The organism is Clostridium sp. OS1-26, from assembly GCF_030915445.1.
In the GTDB taxonomy this organism is placed as follows: Bacteria; Bacillota; Clostridia; order Clostridiales; family Clostridiaceae; genus Clostridium_AM.
Genome location: NZ_CP133264.1, coordinates 783,730 through 801,554, shown reverse-complemented (window position 1 = coordinate 801,554; position 17,825 = coordinate 783,730). Strand labels below are relative to the sequence as shown.

General features: G+C 31.3%; 16 protein-coding genes, 1 riboswitch and 1 other annotated feature. Of the genes, 10 read left to right on the top strand and 6 right to left on the bottom strand.

Annotated features, from left to right (window positions below):
* Positions 1 to 134 precede the first annotated feature (134 nt).
* Positions 135 to 1,199 carry a uroporphyrinogen decarboxylase family protein gene (locus tag RCG18_RS03970; protein WP_308040133.1) on the top strand — a complete coding sequence of 355 codons (1,065 nt, stop codon included), beginning with the start codon at positions 135 to 137 and terminating at the stop codon, positions 1,197 to 1,199.
* A 337-nt stretch (positions 1,200 to 1,536) separates the two neighbouring features.
* Here the strand turns inward: RCG18_RS03970 and RCG18_RS03965 are convergent, their stop codons facing one another.
* From RCG18_RS03965 to RCG18_RS03955, 3 genes are read right to left on the bottom strand one after another with little or no spacing between them, the layout of a single operon-like run.
* Entirely contained in the window at positions 1,537 to 3,156 is a 1,620-nt protein-coding gene (locus RCG18_RS03965; protein ID WP_308040132.1) for a thiamine pyrophosphate-binding protein, read from the bottom strand.
* 14 nt (positions 3,157 to 3,170) lie between these two features.
* Complete coding sequence (locus RCG18_RS03960) at positions 3,171 to 3,671, bottom strand: GAF domain-containing protein (RefSeq protein WP_308040131.1); 501 nt, start codon at positions 3,669 to 3,671, stop codon at positions 3,171 to 3,173.
* A gap of 16 nt (positions 3,672 to 3,687) precedes the next feature.
* Positions 3,688 to 4,113, bottom strand: a complete 426-nt coding sequence (locus RCG18_RS03955) for a hypothetical protein (RefSeq protein WP_308040130.1) — start codon at positions 4,111 to 4,113, stop codon at positions 3,688 to 3,690.
* Positions 4,114 to 4,760: 647 nt separating this feature from the next.
* Positions 4,761 to 4,926: riboswitch (M-box (ykoK) riboswitch) on the top strand.
* Positions 4,927 to 5,067: 141 nt separating this feature from the next.
* On the opposite strand from RCG18_RS03955, the gene RCG18_RS03950 reads away from it, so the two are divergent.
* On the top strand, positions 5,068 to 6,129 hold the full coding sequence (locus RCG18_RS03950) for an FAD:protein FMN transferase (RefSeq protein ID WP_308040129.1): 1,062 nt from the start codon (positions 5,068 to 5,070) through the stop codon (positions 6,127 to 6,129).
* Between the two features lie 99 nt (positions 6,130 to 6,228).
* Here RCG18_RS03950 and RCG18_RS03945 read toward each other — a convergent pair whose 3' ends face one another.
* On the bottom strand, positions 6,229 to 6,489 hold the full coding sequence (locus tag RCG18_RS03945) for an ABC transporter substrate-binding protein (protein WP_308040128.1): 261 nt from the start codon (positions 6,487 to 6,489) through the stop codon (positions 6,229 to 6,231).
* 278 nt (positions 6,490 to 6,767) lie between these two features.
* Here RCG18_RS03945 and RCG18_RS03940 point away from each other — a divergent pair, with 278 nt between their 5' ends.
* Complete coding sequence (locus RCG18_RS03940; protein WP_308040127.1) at positions 6,768 to 7,913, top strand: universal stress protein; 1,146 nt, start codon at positions 6,768 to 6,770, stop codon at positions 7,911 to 7,913.
* A gap of 78 nt (positions 7,914 to 7,991) precedes the next feature.
* Here the strand turns inward: RCG18_RS03940 and RCG18_RS03935 are convergent, their stop codons facing one another.
* Positions 7,992 to 8,333, bottom strand: coding sequence for a hypothetical protein (locus RCG18_RS03935; RefSeq protein WP_308040126.1), 342 nt, complete (start codon positions 8,331 to 8,333; stop codon positions 7,992 to 7,994).
* Between the two features lie 650 nt (positions 8,334 to 8,983).
* On the opposite strand from RCG18_RS03935, the gene kdpF reads away from it, so the two are divergent.
* The 4 genes from kdpF to RCG18_RS03920 all read left to right on the top strand — a co-directional run bounded on the left by kdpF (position 8,984) and on the right by RCG18_RS03920 (position 13,623).
* Positions 8,984 to 9,061, top strand: a complete 78-nt coding sequence (gene kdpF, locus RCG18_RS28965) for a K(+)-transporting ATPase subunit F (RefSeq protein WP_374119117.1) — start codon at positions 8,984 to 8,986, stop codon at positions 9,059 to 9,061.
* Positions 9,062 to 9,090: 29 nt separating this feature from the next.
* On the top strand, positions 9,091 to 10,773 hold the full coding sequence (kdpA, locus tag RCG18_RS03930) for a potassium-transporting ATPase subunit KdpA (RefSeq protein WP_308040125.1): 1,683 nt from the start codon (positions 9,091 to 9,093) through the stop codon (positions 10,771 to 10,773).
* 49 nt (positions 10,774 to 10,822) lie between these two features.
* Positions 10,823 to 12,886 (top strand): potassium-transporting ATPase subunit KdpB, encoded by a 2,064-nt coding sequence (gene kdpB, locus RCG18_RS03925; protein ID WP_308040124.1) that lies wholly within the window; start codon positions 10,823 to 10,825, stop codon positions 12,884 to 12,886.
* Between the two features lie 110 nt (positions 12,887 to 12,996).
* Complete coding sequence (locus tag RCG18_RS03920; RefSeq protein WP_308040123.1) at positions 12,997 to 13,623, top strand: K(+)-transporting ATPase subunit C; 627 nt, start codon at positions 12,997 to 12,999, stop codon at positions 13,621 to 13,623.
* A 63-nt stretch (positions 13,624 to 13,686) separates the two neighbouring features.
* Here RCG18_RS03920 and RCG18_RS03915 read toward each other — a convergent pair whose 3' ends face one another.
* The gene (locus RCG18_RS03915; protein ID WP_374119029.1) at positions 13,687 to 14,121 is read right to left on the bottom strand and encodes a hypothetical protein; all 435 of its coding nucleotides are present in this window, start codon (positions 14,119 to 14,121) and stop codon (positions 13,687 to 13,689) included.
* Between the two features lie 331 nt (positions 14,122 to 14,452).
* Here RCG18_RS03915 and RCG18_RS03910 point away from each other — a divergent pair, with 331 nt between their 5' ends.
* From RCG18_RS03910 to RCG18_RS03900, 3 genes are all read left to right on the top strand, one after another.
* Positions 14,453 to 16,288: an ATP-binding protein gene (locus RCG18_RS03910; RefSeq protein WP_308040122.1), complete on the top strand. Its 1,836-nt coding sequence runs from the start codon at positions 14,453 to 14,455 to the stop codon at positions 16,286 to 16,288.
* A gap of 22 nt (positions 16,289 to 16,310) precedes the next feature.
* Complete coding sequence (locus RCG18_RS03905; RefSeq protein ID WP_308040121.1) at positions 16,311 to 16,883, top strand: response regulator; 573 nt, start codon at positions 16,311 to 16,313, stop codon at positions 16,881 to 16,883.
* Between the two features lie 125 nt (positions 16,884 to 17,008).
* Positions 17,009 to 17,228 (top strand) — a binding site (T-box leader).
* Positions 17,229 to 17,313: 85 nt separating this feature from the next.
* Positions 17,314 to 17,820 carry a GNAT family N-acetyltransferase gene (locus tag RCG18_RS03900; RefSeq protein WP_308040120.1) on the top strand — a complete coding sequence of 169 codons (507 nt, stop codon included), beginning with the start codon at positions 17,314 to 17,316 and terminating at the stop codon, positions 17,818 to 17,820.
* The last annotated feature ends 5 nt before the right edge of the window (positions 17,821 to 17,825 follow it).

Genomic DNA, 17,825 nt, shown 5'->3' with positions numbered 1-17,825 from the left:
ACTTTAAAAAATGATGTTATATTGAAATTTTTATAGAAAAGGCTTGAACTATTACAATTTGATATGTTTGTAGAAAGCTTGACATTACAATGTTAGAATTGTATATATGAAAGCAAAAGAAGGGATGATTTTAGTTGATTAGAGAAGAAATGACACCACTAGAAAGAATGAAGGCTTTTTCTAAAGGAGAGGAAATTGATAGAGTAATATGTGTTCCTGATATGGGAGTTACAATGGTTCCTTTTATTGGAGTAACAGCCAGGGAATATTATCATTCAGCACAACTTATGGCTGATTTGGAAATAGCTTTATTTAAAAGACTCCGTCATGATAGCGTAGGTATATCTACTAGCCTTAGAGGGGTTGCTCAAGCTATGGGATCTAAAGTAGGTTATCCTGAGTATGGTATTTCATATTTAGTGGAACCAGCTATTAAATCTGTAGATGAGATAGAGTCTCTTAAGGTTGTAGATCCGCTAAAGGATGGTAATTTGCCAATTTTAATTGAAGCAATAAGGCTTACTAGGGATGCGCTTAAAGACGAAGTAGATGTTGGCGCTGCTATGTCGGGACCTTTTAGTGTTGCGGCTTCAGTAGTGGGAACAGAAAATTTATTAAAATGGATGATTAAGTATCCTAAAAGAGTGCATACTTTGATGGAAATAGTAGCAGAATCTAACAACAGGTATATAGAGGAAGTAGCTAAGCTAGGTGTATCTATTGGATTTGCAGATCCAGTTTCATCTACTAGTCTTATAAGTCCAAAGCAGTTTAGAGAGTTTTCCTTACCTGCTCTACAGAAAAATATAAATAAGATAAAAGAAAAAACAGGAGGCGCTCCTGGTATACATATTTGCGGCAAAAGTAAGGAAATTTGGGAAGACGTTGTAAATGCTGGTGTTTCTAATTTCAGTATTGATAATGTAGAGGATTTAGAAGAAGCTAAAGAAATAATGGGTGATAGAGTAGTTATTACTGGAAACGTTCCACCAGTAGATGTAGTATATTCAGGAAGCAAAGAAGATATCTTTAAAGCAGTTAAAGAATCAATTAGAAAGGGACATGATTCTAAAAAAGGGTACATTCTAAGCACAGGATGTCAAATTCCAATGCATACACCAATAGAAAAGGTTGAAATGTTTATGGAAGCAGGTAGGACCTATGGAAAATGTCCTGTGGATTTAAGACTATTAGATTAATTAGTAAATAATAAAATATGCAAACAAGCTCCTCTCTATAGTAAATTTGAGGTTACAGACCAATTTTATTATGAGGGGAGTTATTATTAGTGATACTAGAGAATTATTGAGGTGTATAGATAAATCATATTTTTGATAAAAAACATGATCATATGTTACTAGCAAATGTCTTTAGAAAAACTTGGGTAAAATTACTATTGTAAATCTTTCTAAAGTCACTTGCTAGTAACAACTATTCTATTGGCGTTTTAAGTCACATAGTTTTTTATGTTTTACTGTTTGTATAGAATTAGGAATTGAGTATTTTTACTAAATGGGTGAAAAAATTAATATTATTTTAGTTTTTTATAAGTAGAGCTAATCTACCTAGGGGCATAGGTTCTGAGCAGTTAACCATAAGTTCAACAACTAGAGGTTCGTTATTTAAATCTAAGTCCTTTAATTTAAATAATTCCAAGTCAGAGTTTATTTTTATGGCCTTTATTCCCATACTAGAAACCATTTTTGTTATATCGATTTTCTCATCCTCCATTATTTCAGGATGTCTACTATGAATAACATCATGACCTTTTCTTACGAATTCCAGCCCACTGTTGTTAACTACAAATGTTATTATATTCATATTATATCTTTTATGAGTTCTCAGTTCATTTAAATTGCTCATAAAGAAACTTCCATCACCAACAACTACAGCTACAGTCCTATTTGGAAATAACCTTGAGATGCCCATAGCACCTGATGAACTACCCATGCTTCCATGAGATATATTACATTCGAAGTCACCTTCTTTAGGAACTTTTAAAAATTTATAAGCAAAGTTTTGGCTGGAGCCTATATCATTTAGATAGAAAGTATCTTTTGGTAGAATATTTGTTATATTTTCATAAAATCTTCTTAGAGAAACTCCTGTATGGCTATCTTCATATGATTCATTTAATGGTTCTGAAATATCAGTATCTACATATTTGTGCATGATATGTTTTGCCAAATAATCAAGTGCTTCTCCAAGGTCTGAAATAACAGCTACATCAGCTTTATATGCTTTATTAAAGGTTTCATTATCTATATCTATGTGTATGAGCTTTCTACCTGCTGTAAGTCTTTTATCAAAGTTTTGGGTTGCATTTTCACCAAGTTGGGTACCCAGCGCAAGTACACATTCGATATTGTCATCATTGAGTACTATCTTGTTAGCTAAGTCTGTGCCTGGAAAACCAAAGTTACCCATGTTTAACCTATAAGTCTCCTCGATTACTGATTTTCCGCCAGTAGTTGTTACCATTCTCCAATTTAATTTTTCTTCAAGATATAATATTTTATCTCTTAATCCTCTGCACCCTCCGCCTACAATTATCAATCCATTAGAACATTTATTTATAAGTTTTACAGCTTCATCTAAGGCAGTATAATTTGGCATAATACTTCTAAAGTTAACAACACCATATTCTTCGCCAGTGTATTCTGATTTTTGAATATCTAGAGGTATTTCTACATGAACAGGTCCTCTAGGGTGTTCTAGTGCTATTTCCATAGCCTTTTTTAATTCTTTGATAACATTTTTTTCATTATTTATTTCTACGGTATACTTAACCAATCCACCCACTAATTTATCTCCAGGCAATTCCTGAATAGCTCCCAATCCTTTCTGCCAAGTATTTATTTGTCCACCTATGACTAAAACAGGTGATTTGCATTGTCTTGCTTCTGCAATACCGTTTATAGCATTAGCTAATCCAACAGAGCCAGAAAGCACACATACACCTATTTTTTCACCAATTTTTCCATACTTGTCAGCGGAAAAACTTGCTGCTCCTTCATGAAATGTTCTAATATACTCTATATCTTTAAAATCTATTAGTGCATCCACTATTGGGCTAAAGGTTGCACTTGGGACTCCCCATATTTCTCTTACGCCATTTAGTGATAAGTATTGAAGTACTTTTTCGTATACCTTCATAAATCTGTCAGCTCCTAGTCATCATTTATATCTTTATTAAACTCTCTCACGAGATTTCCACATTCTTCGATTTCGAAGGACGTAAACTCATGATGCTTGTCCAAGGATGGTATGCATATTAATCCTACGGCTGTTTGATTGTCTTTATCAAACAGAGGAAATATTAAAAGGCTTTTTATACCAAAGGCTTTAAATGCTGGCGATGAACCTGGATCATTTGGAACATCATAAATATATACCGTCTCTCCCTTGATTATTCTTTCAAGAACAGGATCGCCTTTTATTGTCAATCTGCCTCTCATACTTCTATGGGTATCCTTCCATCTCTTGATGCCCATTAAATCTGTTTCCATTATATGTATTGGATCCAGATGTCCATCTTTAAAACGGTGATAGTTTATATCTCCAACATGACAAACACTAAATAAATCTTCATAGAGTTTATTTACTCTGCTAATTTTATATTTAATTTCATCAGCTTTATACTCAGCAATAGCGGAGTTTAATTCATCCATTCCTTTTTTATCCTCCTTAGTAGCCTAATTCTCTAGCCTTGGCTTCAGCTTCTTCTAAAGTAGTTACATAGAATTGAGGAAATAGTTCCTTGGATCCATCTACCTTAGTTGATCTGTTCATTTGAGATTTAACTAGTACTCCGTCAGCTATAACAATGGATGCTTGCAATCCGTTATCACTACACCATTTAAGATGCTTTGATACGGATTCTACTACGCTTGACATTTTGTATTTTCTCATATCTACAACTTTAATCCATTTTCCCATATTTTTTATTTCGCTGCAAAGTTGTACTGCATATTCATTGTGGTATTCTGAGTATTCTTCATCTGTAAATAACCCAGTTATAGTTTCATATACTCTTTTTTGTCCTGGTTTTGTTTCAAGTGTATAACTACACTCATTTGGTTTTCCCTGTCTAAATATTTTTTCTCTTTTCATATTAGTTTCCTCCCTATAATTAATTTTTTAGTCGCTTGAGGAATTCTGCAAGCGCTGATTTGTATAACTTTTTAGCCGTTAGGCTTTTATATTTTCCGCCACTATGAAATGATAGATATATCTACACAAAATAATAAATCACAGCGGAGGAGAATAAACATGTTTTAATAGATTTAAAATTGATTTTCAAAAATCTACAAAATCTAATCCTAATAGTAGATTAAATTTTGTTAATGGTTATTTTGTCAAATTAGTAATCTTATTTAATCAAGATTACTACATCAAATTACTAATATGTGTATATTATACCAAAAAGGCAAGTCGAAAAAAGGGGAATTTTGTATAATCTTCAATAAATAATATGAAAATATGCAAAAACAAGTGATATAATGTTTTGTTAAAAATAATAAAGTCATTACGATAAAGGAAAAGTCATTATTACGAATTTAAGGTCTTAATATATTTAAATAACAGATTTGTAAAGTGGTTTAAAACAATATTTAACTATTTAGGTACTTTAGCTTATATAATTACATAAAGTTTCAAAAATGTAAGTTGAATTTAACACGGAAAACTACATATTTTATTGACAAGCTAAATAAAAAAATCTATACTTACAATATATGATAAATTTAGACAAAAATTAAATAAAATATTGTTAGGTGAGGCTCCTATACTAGATATACGCTACTGCCCAAAAATATCGAAAGATGCCAATGGGTCAACAGGTACTGCCGGATTAAGGTTTTACTTAATGTAGCTGAGTTTAACTCAAAGCTATATAGTGCTAAAGCTCAATGAAGGATATTTGTAAGAATGTTTATTTATTCGCATTTAGAGTTTTAGAGTCTTTTTTAGGGCTCTTTTATTTTTTACTATATAAGATATATGTTTGTAGAATTAGAAAAATATGAAGGTTTTACAAAGTATTTGTAGAGTAAAGGAGAAAAACATATGAAAAAAATTATATGTGTATTAGTGGCTTGTATTTTATTTACTGTATCTTTTGTATCCTGTTCAAGCTTTAAAAGCCAGGCAAATAATCAACTCTACGAGCAAAGTAATATTATGATGGATACGGTTATAAGCTTAAAAGCTTATGGACCAAATGCAAAAGCAGCTGTTGATGAAGGGTTTAAGAAAGTAGATGAACTTGATAAAATTGCTAGCCCTAATATAAGTACTAGTGATGTTAGTAAAATTAATGCTGAGGCTGGAAAAGAATATGTAAAGGTTCACCCAGAAATAATCAAAATGATAAAAACATCAATACAATATTCAAAGTTGAGTGGAGGAGCATGGGATATAACAACGGGGCCAATAATAAACTTATGGGGTATAGGAACAGATAAACAAAGATTACCAGCGGACTCTGAAATAAAGGCCAAGCTGCCTCTAGTTGGTTATAATAATATTAGTATTAATGAGACTGATAACAGTGTCATGCTTAAAAAACAAGGAATGGCTATTGATTTGGGAGGAATTGCTAAAGGGTTTACTGCTGACGAAGTATTAAAAATCTTTAATAAGTATGGAATCAAAAAGGGCCTTATAAGCTTAGGGGGAAGTAGTATATATGCAATTGGAACAAATGAAGAAGATAATCTATGGTCCGTTGGAATCAAGCACCCTAGAAGTGAAGATAACCAAAATTATTTAGGAATAGTTAAGATATCAAATCAAGCGTTATCTACATCAGGAGATAATGAAAGATATTTTATTAATAACGGAAAGAGATATCATCATATAATGAATCCGGCTACAGGATATCCAGCAGATACTGGTGTAATGTCTGATACAATAATAATTGATAGCAATGTTGAAGACAAAAATATGTTAGCAGATCTTCTGACTACAACAATTTTTATATTAGGACCGGAAAAAGGTGTACAGTTTGCAAGTAATATACCAGGAGTATCCTGTGAAGTTACTGCAACAGATAATAAAATATATACTACAAAAGGATTTAAAGATAAAATTACAAATTTAAATAAGGATTTTAAATTTGCAAACTAATAAAATTTCACAACAATGCTTTAGGTAATATATGGATATCAATAACTGAGCTTGACAACTATAGTCAGGCTCCTTTTTTATATTATTTACACTTTTTTACTATAATACTTGTGTTTTCAAGATAGTTGTATCAGCACCTTCTCCAGTTGTTAAGTCTACTTTTAAACCTTCTTCAGCAAAGAATCCCTGACTCATTGCTGCGTACATTGGAGCATAGAAAACTGAACGAGTAACTTCATTCAACCTAACATTTACAACATCCTTATCAGCATTTTTCTTTTCAGCGCATCCGGCAAAAATAGTGACTATAAAAATAAAAGTCATTAAAATGGAGTAGGGAATAAACTTACGTTTTTTCATATAGAACCTCCGTTAAATAAATTAGATATTAATTTATATTATGAAATTAAGTAAATTTTGGTTAAACTTTTGTATAGCATATAGAACTCAAAATTGAGAAATGTATAAAATTAAATTTTCTATGAAAATTATAAATAAAAAATATAACTAAGTGAATATGTGTTTCTTACTGGAGTCTTGTTTCTGAATCTCTGAACAGTAGAAGAATAAGTTTACTTACTATATTTTGTTAGATATAATGTACTTAAATATATAGTTATTTTAAGAGGTTGAGATAAATGAGAAGAGAGTTCAAAAGAGATACCCCAGAGGAAGCTTTGGAAAAGTTTAAAAGAGAACTAAGAGGACAATTAAAAATATACATAGGTTATGCACCAGGTGTTGGAAAGACTTATGCTATGCTTAATGACGCTAATAGCAGGTTTGAAAAAGGTGAAGACATAGTAATCGGGTATTTAGAATCCCATCAGAGGAAAGAAACAGAGGCTCAAATAGGGAATCTAGAAACTATACCTAGAAAAAAGATTGAGTACAATGGTATAGTAATGGAGGAAATGGATACTGAGACTATTATATCAAGAAGGCCTAGTACTGTTCTTATAGATGAATTGGCACATAACAATGTACCAGGATCTAAGAATAAAAAGAGATATGAAGATGTTGAAGAGATTTTAAGCCAAGGGATAAATGTAGTATCTACATTAAATATTCAGCATTTAGAAAGTCTTAATGATATAGTGAGACAAATTACAGGAGTTACAGTTAGAGAAACTATACCAGATAAAATTGTTGAAGAGGCAGATGAAGTAGTAGTAATAGATATTACTCCAACAGCCCTTCAAAGCAGGTTAAAAGGCGGATATATATATAAATATGAAAATATTGCTAGATCATTAAAAAACTTTTTTAGGCTAGGTAACCTAAATGCATTAAGAGAAATAGCTCTTCGACAAACTGCCGAAGAAGTTGATGAAGAACTTGAAGAGTATAAAAAAGAGCATGGAATTAAAGAAAACTGGCACATTATAGAAAGAGTAATGGTATGTATAAGTCCTAGTCCAACTTCTAAAAAGCTCATTCGAAGAGGCGCTAGAATAGCGAGAAAATTCAAATGTGAATGGGTTGTAGTTAACATAAATAGCACAAGGATATTTGCTCAGAAAATGACCGAAAAAGATTCGAAGAGGCTTGAAGGACATTTTAAATTGGCACGGCAGTTAGGAGCAGAAGTTGTAAATCTGACTGGAAAGAGCATATCAAGAGAGTTAGCACAATTTGCAACTCAGAGATATATAACACAGATAATTATTGGCCATAGTACGAGAACTAAATGGCAAACTATATTAAGAGGCTCGACAGTTACAAGACTTTTAAAGCTTACAAAAGATATAGAAGTTCATGTCATACCAAATGATTTAAGATAAATAAAGTCATAAGGCTAGATCCTGCACAGTGAAATTTACAGGATCTAGCCTTATGACTTTATTAAGTTATTATGTTAATTATTGTTTATTGAATATACAGCTTTGGTCGACTAGAAAGTTTGAAAGTGTAATTCTTGTTCCTTCTACTTTTCCTTTTATAGTTTTGTCATTAAAAAAACAAGAATTATCTTCTTTAGGTATAAGAGTAATTTGGTTATCAGTAATTGTATATTTTCCATAGGAGTATTCTGCGTCTTTATTAAATGTATTTATTAGATTATAACTATTGTCTTTGTTAAGATTCAATGTTAAATTAGTATTTACTTGACAAATATATTTGCCATAATAAGGATTTTTATCATAGCTTGTCATAAACAAAATGATTAAAACGAATATTAAAAGCGATAACAGCTTTTTCATACATAAACACCTCAGTTCATTAAAAAATTCATCTTATGTATAAAGATTATAGTACTTATTTATTAATATTTAAAATCAAGATTCATTTTCTATTTAACATTATCAATAACATTAAAAGTAGTTAAATTGAAATATAAAACTTTTTCTATGATTTGTGCTTATTTATTATATGTTATGATATGAACAATATATTGACTTTTTAGTTAATTGATGTTAATAGCAAAATATTGATTAGTACTAAAGTCAGAATATTAATACAGGTTTAAATTAAAAAAAGTTTATATTTTAGTACTTTTTTGTTTTATGTCAATTTAGAATACTTAAGTTAAGTAAAGCAAATACTAAGGATTACTAAGAATATTGATAATAGTTTTTCTAAACTGTGTACAATAGCTTGGAGTTTTTCAAATTGAGGGCAACACTAAATTTCATTTTTTTCCTTAATGGCAGTATAATCTCAATATGCTCAATTGCATTGATAACGAATTATGATTTATTAATGTTCAACTGGACAAAAAGGAGGTAAATATATATGTTGGATGTTATATTTGCAGCATCACTTTTTATAGGTTTTGTATGTCTAAAATTTTTTATTGATTGGTGCGATAAGCAAACTGAAAATAAAAAGGATTAGTAGGAGGAGCTAGAGAATGTGGGGATTAATTATAATAACCATCTTGCTGTTTGTATATTTATGTTATGCACTCTTTAACCCTGAAAAGTTTTAATAATTTAATTGTATAAGGAGGAAGTTGTAATGGAAACTTTGCAAATAATACTACCGCTAATAATATTTGTTTTATTGGTTATCCCAGTTGGTAAATATTTGTACAAGGTAAGTACCTTTGAAAAACATTTCGGTAACAGATTTTTCGATATTATAGATAACTTTATATATAGTATATGCGGAATAAAGAAAGATGAAGAAATGACGTGGAAGCAATATGTTTTATCAATTATTACTGTAAATGCAGTAATGGCAGCATTAGGATATTTAATATTGAGAACACAATCTATACACTTTTTTAATCCAAGTAAGGTAGGGGGAATGGAGCAGTCACTTACTTTTAATACAGTAATAAGCTTTATAACCAATACAAATCTTCAGGATTACAGTGGTGAATCTGGAGTATCTTATTTAAGTCAAATGACTGTAATGACATTTATGATGTTTACTTCTGCGGCTACTGGTTTTGCTGCAGCACTTGCATTTATGAGAGGAATCATTGGCAGAAATAAAACTCTTGGAAACTTTTTTGTAGATTTAACTAGAGTTATAACTAGAGTACTTCTTCCTCTATCAGTTATAGTTACTTTGTTATTAGTAGCACAGGGTGTACCGCAAACTCTGACCGGTACTCATACAGTAGCTACAATAGAAGGTAAGCTTCAGGATATAGCATTAGGTCCAGTTGCGACTCTTGAGTCAATCAAACATTTAGGGACAAATGGTGGTGGCTTCTTTGGTGCTAACTCATCTCATCCTTTTGAAAATCCAACACCTATAACAAATTTAATTGAAATGTTATCAATGATGATACTGCCTGGTGCTGTAGTATATACTTTTGGATTAATGGCAAAGAATAAAAAACAAGGATGGACAATATTTGCCGCTATGGGAATATTATTTTTACTTGTACTTCCAATTTGTTATTCAGCAGAAAAAGCAGGTAATCCAGCGCTATCACATATAGGTCTTAATCAGCTTATGGGAAACATGGAAGGTAAAGAAGTTAGATTTGGCATACCTCAATCCTCGTTATTTACTACTGTAACTACAGCTTTTACAACGGGAACTGTAAATAATATGCATGACTCTTTAACACCTTTGGGAGGGTTAGTACCACTGTTTAATATGATGTTAAATGTAGTCTTTGGTGGAAAAGGCGTAGGCTTTATGAATATGATTATGTATGCAATGTTAACTGTGTTCCTATGCGGATTAATGGTAGGTAGAACTCCAGAGTTCCTATCTAAGAAACTAGAGGGAAGAGAAATTAAGCTGATTGCACTAGCTATAATAATACATCCGTTTCTAATACTTATGTTTTCTGCACTAGCATTAATTGTTCCTCAAGGCTTAGCTGGTATATCAAATCCTGGATTCCATGGCTTAACTCAAGTGGTTTATCAGTATACTTCATCTGCAGCTAATAATGGATCAGGTTTTGCAGGTATGTCAGTTAACACAACATTTTGGAATACTACTACAGGAATTGTAATGTTCCTTGGAAGATATTTATCCATGATAATTCTTATAGCTGTAGCAGGATCTTTAGCTTCTAAAAGAGCTATACCTGTAACTGCTGGTACCTTTAAAACTGATAATGCTATGTTCTCAATAACTCTAGTGGTTATTGTTTTAATAATCGGAGCATTAACATTCTTACCAGCTATTGCATTAGGACCGATAGCAGAGCATTTAACACTTATACGTTAAGATTAATGGTAATATAAGTTTTACAAATATTTAAGAAGGAGCATTTGGTATGAGTAAAAATGATAGAAAAAATAAGTTTATTACCAAAGAAATAGTTAATGAAGCTATAACTGAATCCTTTCGAAAGTTAAATCCTAAATATATGATTAAAAATCCAGTTATGTTTGTCGTTGAAATAGGCTTCTTTATATCTTTAGTATTAACATTTTTTCCAACCATATTTGGAGATACTGGTAATAACTTAAGAACATATAATTTGATTGTTATGTTAATTCTTTTTATAACTGTTTTATTTGCAAATTTTGCTGAAGCTATAGCAGAAGGTCGTGGTAAAGCTCAAGCAGAAAGCTTGAAGAAAACACGTAAAGATACTATGGCTAAGCTTTTAGATAGCAATAGCGATGTAAAAGTAATAAGTGCAAGTGAACTAAAAAAAGGAGATATTGTTCTTGTAGAAACAGGAGATTTAATTCCTAATGATGGTGAAGTTATAGCAGGTCTTGCATCTGTAGATGAGTCTGCTATAACAGGCGAATCCGCACCAGTTATGAAGGAAGCTGGCGGAGATTTTGCCTCTGTTACTGGAGGAACTAAGGTTGTAAGTGACTGGTTAAAGGTTAAAATAACAGCTACACCTGGTGAATCCTTCCTTGACAAGATGATTGCTCTAGTAGAAGGTGCATCCAGACAAAAGACACCTAATGAGATAGCTTTAAATACAGTACTTGTTAGTTTAACACTAATATTTTTAATAGTTTTAGTAGCTCTTTACCCTATGGCTATGTATTCTGGAGTTAAAATTCCTATATCAACATTAATTGCACTCCTTGTTTGTCTGATACCTACAACTATAGGTGGTCTTTTATCAGCTATAGGTATTGCTGGTATGGATAGAGTCACAAGATTTAATGTTATAGCAATGTCAGGTAAAGCCGTTGAAGCTTGCGGTGACGTTAATACAATGATACTTGATAAAACAGGTACTATAACTTATGGTAATAGATTAGCAGCTGAGTTTATTCCAACAGGTGGTATAAAAATTGAAGAGCTTATCAATTACTCAGTAATATCATCACTTAAAGATGATACTCCAGAAGGAAAGTCCATAGTTGAACTTGGTAAAAAACAAGGAACTACAGTAGAAGCATCTAAATATGAGAATTTAGACTTTATAGAATTTACAGCTCAAACCAGAATGAGTGGAGTAGACCTGACCGATGGAAGAAAGGTGAGAAAAGGAGCTCAAGATTCGATAAAGAAATTCGTTACTGAAGCCGGTGGTGAAATTCCATCAGATTTAGATGAAAATCTAACTAGAGTTTCCAAATTAGGTGGTACCCCATTAGTAGTATGTGTAGATAACAAAATATATGGAATTATATATCTAAAAGATACAGTAAAGCCTGGTCTTATTGAAAGATTCGCAAGGCTAAGAGAAATGGGAATAAAAACTGTAATGTGTACGGGAGATAACCCATTAACTGCAGAAACAATTGCTAGAGAGGCTGGGGTTGACGAATTTATAGCAGAAGCTAAGCCAGAAGATAAAATAGATGCTATAAAGAGAGAACAAAATGAAGGAAAGATAGTAGCTATGACAGGAGACGGGACTAATGATGCTCCAGCTCTTGCTCAAGCAGACGTTGGTCTTGCTATGAATAGTGGTACTACAGCAGCTAAGGAAGCAGCAAATATGGTTGATTTGGATTCAGACCCTACAAAGATTTTGGAGGTTGTTGAAATTGGTAAGCAGCTTCTTATAACTAGAGGGGCTTTAACAACTTTTAGTATTGCAAATGACGTTGCTAAGTACTTTGCTATAATCCCTGCTATATTTACTGTAGTAATACCTCAAATGCAGATATTAAATGTTATGAAATTATCCACGCCTTCTAGTGCTATAATTTCAGCATTGATATTTAATGCCATAATAATCCCAGCGTTGATACCTATTGCCATGAGAGGTGTAAAGTATAAACCTATGAAATCGGAAATGCTTTTACTCAGAAATATGTTAGTATTTGGTGTTGGTGGTATGATAGTACCTTTTGTTGGGATTAAAGTCATAGATTTAATTATAACACCATTACTAAGAATATTAAATTTAAGCTAATATCTTAATTTTGTTTAAGGATGCAGGTGATGAATTATCCACACCAATTCTGAGCCTGTATCCCTAATAAAATACTTATATAAATATATTTTATGAAGGAGATTAAAACCATGAAAACATTAAAGAGATCAATTCTTATAAGTGTTGTATTGTTGATCTTATGTGGAATAATATATCCTTTAGCTATGACAGGGATAAGTCAACTTGTTTTTAATAAAAAGGCCAATGGAAGCATGATATTTGTCAATGGAAAAGAAGTTGGTTCAGAGCTCATTGGTCAGAGTTTTACTGATCCAAGATTTTTCCATGGAAGAGTTTCAGCAGTTAATTATAATACTTATACTGAAGCAGATACTAAACCTGATAAGAACGGTAAAGCTGCATATACTGGTGTAAGTTCAGGTTCACAAAACCTTGCTCCATCAAATAAAGCTTTAACTGATAGGGTACAAAAAGATATAGATGAGTTCTTAAAATCCCATCCTGGCGTGAAGAAAGAAGATATACCAACAGATTTACTTACAAGCTCAGGTTCAGGACTTGATCCAAATGTAAGCCCTGAATCAGCAAAGATACAAATACCAACAGTTTCAAAAGCTACAGGCATAAGCGAAGCAGAGCTTCAAAATATAGTTAACAAATATACGGAAGGAAGAGCTTTGGGAATTTTTGGGGAACCTAGAGTTAACGTTCTTAAGGTAAATCTTGAAATAGCAACATTATTAAAAATAAAATAAAAAGTTATAAATAAAAATAACTCTAGACTATCTAGAGTTATTTTTATTTATATAGGATTCACTTTATATAGCATTGCGCTCTGTAGAGTAAAATGTTTTATCTAAACATGATTCTACAGGAGGTTTAACGACTTTAATTTTAAGCCAATTGCTTACAAGCCTTGTCCCGCTTATAACTGAACAGGAATCTCCACCGACTTCCTTCATAACAGGAACAGATTCACCAGTTATAGCAGACTCGTCTACTAAAGCTAATCCTTCAATTACTTCACCATCACTTGGGATGATATCACCAACCTCTACAACAACTATATCTCCTTTTTTTAGACGGCATGCATTGACTGTTTTTATGTTTCCCTTTTTATCTAAAAGCCTTACAACGCTATTATCTAAGCTATTAAGGTCATGAGATTGTTTTTTTTCTTTTCTTTCTAAAGTATTTTTACAAAAGATTACTAACAAGTTTTCAATAAAACCTTTCTTTGAAATTTTACTCATATTACACCTCTATAATCAACAATTATTGTATAGTTATCATGAAATATAATAATGTATTTATAGTGCTAATACATAAAATAAGTACAGCTAGAATTATAACATACGGTTTATTATTAGTTAATTATATAATCTATAGTCTTTTAGCTGAAGTCTTGAAAATTGCCTGTTTTTTGATTTTCCTTGCTATTAAGTAGGATCTAGCTTAATTAATTTGCTAACTTATAGGTATATTTGATGTTTTCTCGTTTTAATATTAGCTTAACTAATTGACGTTAGTTACCGATAATCATATACTGAGGAATAAATGAAGAGTATCATAACGGAGGAGAATATGATAAGAACACTTAAAGGTAAAATTTCAGCAGTATATATTTGTCTTGTATTAATGATTGCTGTGGTAGGATTTACTTCAGTAATTAGTTTTCATATATTAAGTAAGTCTATAGATGGTTTAATGGTTAATAATTATAAGAGTATAAGTGCAGTTGACAACATGATTGAAGCCATTGATGGACAAAATATGGCTATTTTAAGCTATATCAATAACAATGAACAAATAGGAAAGGATTCGTTTTACAAAAGTAGTAATGAGTTTTATAAATGGTATAACATAGAATCTAATAATGTAACAGAACTAGGGGAGAGGGACTACGTAACTAAAATTAATAATGAGTATGTCAAATATATGACGTTATTTCCCGACATACAGGAAATTAAAGGTAAACAGGGAACATATAAGGCTCTTGACTTTTATAATAAGAAAATTAGCGTTCAGTATAATAACTTGAAAAGTGAATTAAAAGGTTTATCATCTTTAAATGAAAAAGCAATGTTTAATGGAAAAAATAATGTAACTAATGACACAATAGCAACAATGTATATAATTTTAGGATTATCTACGTTGGCTGTAGTAGGAGGGTTCTTTATTTCAACATTTTTCATTAATAGATTTTTAAAGCCAGTATACATTCTTACGGAATGCATAAAGTCTGTTAAAGAAGGATATTTGCATCAGGAGATACCTGTAGTCTCAACTGATGAAATAGGTCTTCTAGCTCATGAATTTAATAACATGACAAAAAGACTTCAACAATTTGAATATAGTAGTAAAGGGAAGTTGTTAGAAGAAAAAAATAAATCCCTTGCCATTGTAAAAAGTATTTCTGACCCTTTAATTGTTTTAGATACAGATTACAAGGTTATTTTATTAAACGATGCTTGTGAAAACATTTTTGGTATAAAAGAAATTGATGTTTTAAATAAGCACTTTTTAGAAAGCATAAATAATAGAGAGTTATATGAATATATATCCAGCGTCTATGGGGAAGAACATGAAAAAAGAGCAGAAAAAATAATGAATTTAGAGATAAGGGAAAAAGATTATTACTTTAATATTATTGCTACAGCTATAGAAGATAGAAATTTAAATATATATGGAATAGTTGTATTGTTTCAGAATGTTACTAAGCTAAAACAGCTTGAAAAAATAAAAGCAGATTTTATGGCTACTATATCTCATGAGTTAAAAACGCCTTTAACCTCGATAATGATGGGCTTAAGCTTGATTACGGATAAGAAAATAGGACATTTAAGCGAAAAGCAAGAAAGTATTGTAGGAACAATAAGAGAGGATGGAGAAAGGCTTTCTAGCCTTATAAATGAGCTGCTTCAGCTTTCTAAAATTGAATCAGATAAGGCGTTATTTAACATAGAGCCCTGTTCTATAATTGGAATAATAGAAAACTGCATTAAGAGATTTAATGATCAGGCTGCAGATAAGGAAGTAAATTTATATTATGAAGCAAGCGAGAAGCTACCCAAAATACTATTAGATCAAGATAAGATATCATGGGTATTAAATAATTTAGTGTCAAATGCTTTAAAATACGTAAATGCCGGAGATGAAATCTTCATAAAAGCATTTATTGCAGATAAGAAGATATTTGTATCTGTGACTGATACAGGAGTAGGAATACCTGTTGAGTACCAGAAGAGAATATTTAATAAGTTTGTTCAGGTAAAAGGTAGCGATTTAGAAATGAGAGGCAGCGGGTTAGGATTAGCTATTGCTAAGGAAATTGTAGAAGCTCATGGTGGGCAAATTTGGTGTGAAAGTAAATTAGATGTAGGAAGCACTTTTATCTTTACTATTCCTGTGGCAAATTAGTTAGATATGGAGGTTATTTTAAATGAAAAAAGCATTAGTGGTTGATGATACCAAAAATATAAGAACGTTATTAACTACATGTCTTGAAATAAATGATTATGAAGTTATCACAGCTAAAAATGGACATGAGGCAATTGAGCTATTAAATACTGAGAAGTTTGATTTGGCTTTCTTAGACATAAAAATGCCAGAAATAAGTGGAACCACGGTTTTGCAGAAAATGAGAAAAAAAGGCATTAATATTCCAGTGGTAATTATGACTGCATTTGCTACAATTAAAAATGCAGTGGAATGCACAAAACTTGGTGCTGTGGTATATTTGCAAAAACCTTTTACTGCTGAAAAAATTAAGTCTGTATTAAATGAAATTTTTAATAATGATAGTGCTAAAGCTTTAGAGGACTACTTAAAGTACAGCAGAGAATTGATTGAATTAGGAAGAAATGAAGAGGCTTATGATATTTTGAAAAAGGCTTTATCTATAGATCCATTATGTCCAGAAGTATATTATACCATTGGAATGATTTATGAAAAAAGTGGAAATCTAAATCAAGCTAAAAAATTTTATGAAACGTCAGAGCGATTTAGTATATAGTGTAATAGATAAATATAAAGAATAATTCGTACTTTTGTGGAAAAAATATTATTAATTTATATAAATATACTTGACAGTAGAACAAATAAGGATATAATATTATTTAAAAGTTAAATATAGGGATTCAATTTGCTATGATGAAGAGGAGTAAAGGTAAGAAAAGTATTAAGAGAGGAAAGCTTATTAGCTGAAAGGCTTTCTATATGGATTACTTTGAATGTAGCTTCGGAGCTTCTTTGCTGAATTTATAGTAGGTAAAGACGGTTTTCTTAACCGTTATTTGTATTAAGAGCCTGTAATTTTGCAGGAAAAAAGGTGGTAACGCGAGGTTTTTTCGTCCTTTTATGGATGGAAAACCTCTTTTTGTTTTACAAATAGATAAACTTGATAAAGCTTATGGTAAGGGGAAAAATATAGGGGAGGGATAGACATGGATATGGTTATTAGACCAGTAAAATTGGGGGATTATGAAGATATTAATGAAATAAGACGTATGGATGGCGTAAGAGAAAATATACTAGGCATAACAAGTGAAAGTTTTCATCAATCAAAGGCTTTCATAGAAGGCTTAGGCAGAAATGACCACTTACTTGTAGCTGAGGTTCAGGAAAATGGAATTAAAAAAGTAGTTGGAATTATAGGATTAAATGTAAGTAGTAATCCAAGAACAAAGCACACTGCAACCTTAGGTATTATGGTTCACAAAGCTTACCAAGGTATGGGGATAGGGAAAAAGCTTATGACAGAAATACTTGACTTAGCTGATAATTGGCTTATGTTAATTAGAATAGAATTAGGCGTATTTACTGATAACGAAAAAGCTATAAAGGTTTATAAAAATTTTGGATTTGAAATTGAGGGAATAAAAAAGTATGCTGCTATTAAAGATGGCAAATATGCTGATGATTATATAATGGCAAGATACAAAAATATATAAAAATC